The following is a 2084-nucleotide window of genomic DNA, read 5'->3' as shown; positions in this document are numbered from 1 at the left end:
GCGTTCCACCCGCGCGGGAACGGCTCGCCCGGCGGCACCACGACGTTCTCCTCCTTGCCGCACGCCAGCACCGCCCGCAGCCACTCCCGCTGCGCCGCGTAGAAGCCGTCCGTCAGCGGCCGCGGTGCGAACAGCCAGTCGCGGCACTGCCCCTGGACGTGCGGCCCGTAGCTCTTCGCGTCGTGCCTGCGCCACGGCGTCTCCGGGTGGATGAGGTGCAGCCCGTACCCCAGCGCCGTCAGCTCCGCGAGCACCGAGGCCATCGCGGCGGCGTCCGTGCCGGGCAGCACCTCGCAGACGATCCACGGGCGGTGCGCGCGCAGCACCCTGCGCGCGCCCGCGAGGACTTCGGGCTCGTGCGTCTCGACGTCGATCTTGATCAGGTACGGCGCGTGCCCGTGCCGCTCCGCGAAGGCGTCCACCGTGCCGACGGGCACCCGCACCGACTCCGTGTGCGCGCGGTGCGCCTCGTTGAGGGAGTTGGAGCTCTCCGCCTTCAGCGACAGGTACAGCTCCGCCGTGCGGGTGCTGTCCGAGAGCGCCAGCTGCCGTACGTCGAAGCCCAGTCCGTTGCCGTCGCGCAGGGCGCGGCACAGCTCCGCCGTGCGCGGGGTCGGCTCGAAGGCGACGGTCTGGAGCCGTTTGGCGCCGTGGACGAGGTCGACGAGGGCCGCGTACAGCCCGATGTGGGCGCCGATGTCGTAGACCGCCGCGTGCGGCGGCGCGTGCTCCGCGAGCGCCAGCAGCGTCGCCTGCGTCAGCGGCTCGTAGCCGGCGAGGCCCGCGCGTCGCAGCTGGCGCTGGACCGCGGTCTCCTTGCGGCTGAGCACGTTGAGCGCGCGGGGGTACGCGCCGGTGCCGGGCGGCGCGGCCGGGTGCACCGGCGTGCGGACGGCCAGGGGCATGGCCTGCTCACCTCTCGAACGGGCTGGGGTCGGGGAAGTACGCCTCCAGGAACGGCCGCACGAGCGCCACCTGCCAGGCCAGGTCGCCCGCGCCGGAGAGCGTGTCGTTGAGGCAGAAGACGTTCCGGTCGCGGCGGCGCAGCAGCCGCGCCAGGCGGGCGGCGAGGTCCGGGTGGGCGAGGTCGAAGTAGTCGTACGGGATCTGCCCGGGGACCGCGCGGCCGGTGGCGGCCGCGTAGTAGTGGTGGAACGCGGACGGGATGCTCAGGTCCGTGGCGCTGCGGAAGCGGCTTGCCGCCGTCTGCCGGTGCCGGTCCGGGAAGCGCTCCTCGATCTCGGCCAGGGTGCTGCGCCGCAGGGCGTGCGGCGTGTGCTTCATCTTCTGCGTGACGTACGTGCCGAACCTCTCCTGAAGCAGCGCCCGGTTGTTCTTTCCGGCGATCGACACCGGTACGTCGCCGGGGGCCGGCGGCCCGGAGGGCAGCAGCGCGCGGGACGGGAAGTAGCGGGTGATGCCGCTGGGCAGGAAGAAGCGGTCGGGCAGCAGCGGGGCGCCGAGGAAGACGTCGTCGTTGAAGTAGAGGAAGTGCTCGGCCAGGCCGTCGATGTGGTGGAGCTGGCTCTCGATGGCGTGCGAGTTGAACGTGGGCAGGACGCCCGGGTCGGCGAAGACGTCGCGGTGGTCGACGACGGTGAGGCGGGGGTGGGCGGTGTCGAGCCAGTCGGGGGCCTGGTCGTCGGTGACGAGGTGGACGTGCCGGATCCAGGGGGCGTACAGGTGCAGCGAACGGAGCGAGTAGCGAAGCTCGTCGCGGTTGAGGTAGCGGGCGTCGTTCGCGGCCTCGGCGTGGTACGGGACACCGCCCGCGGCGGCGCGGCGGCGGCGCCACGCGGGGTCGTCCCCGTCGACCCACGTGTAGACGGCGTCGACGGGGAAGGGGAGGTCGTCGGGGAGCGGGACGGTCATCTCGGGGCGGGTGCGGACGTCGGGGGCGCGGCCGAGGGAGTCGGCGAGGACGAAGCGGGTGAAGAGGTGCCCGGGCGCGGTGACATACGCGCCGTCGTGCGGCACGGACTCGACGACGCGGTTGAACCGGGGCGCCACCAGCCGGGTGCGGCCGCCCCCTGCCGCGTCGTCCGGCCCGCTCGCGCCGCCGCTGCCCCCGCCGCCCGCGGTGC

General features: G+C 74.3%; 2 protein-coding genes. Both read right to left on the bottom strand.

Annotated elements, in window-relative coordinates; genetic code table 11:
• A partial coding sequence (locus H5J30_RS29315; protein ID WP_181790315.1) for an FkbM family methyltransferase occupies nucleotides 1-905 on the bottom strand: 905 nt, incomplete at its 3' end.
• A 7-nt stretch (nucleotides 906-912) separates the two neighbouring features.
• The coding region (locus H5J30_RS29310; protein ID WP_181790310.1) for a stealth family protein at nucleotides 913-2084 on the bottom strand (1172 nt) is incomplete at its 5' end.

Origin of the sequence: Streptomyces phytophilus (assembly GCF_013870535.1) — a bacterium.
Taxonomy (GTDB): domain Bacteria; phylum Actinomycetota; class Actinomycetes; order Streptomycetales; family Streptomycetaceae; genus Streptomyces; species Streptomyces phytophilus.
Note: the sequence above shows the minus strand (reverse complement) of the source record. Positions and strands in the feature narration are given on the sequence as shown.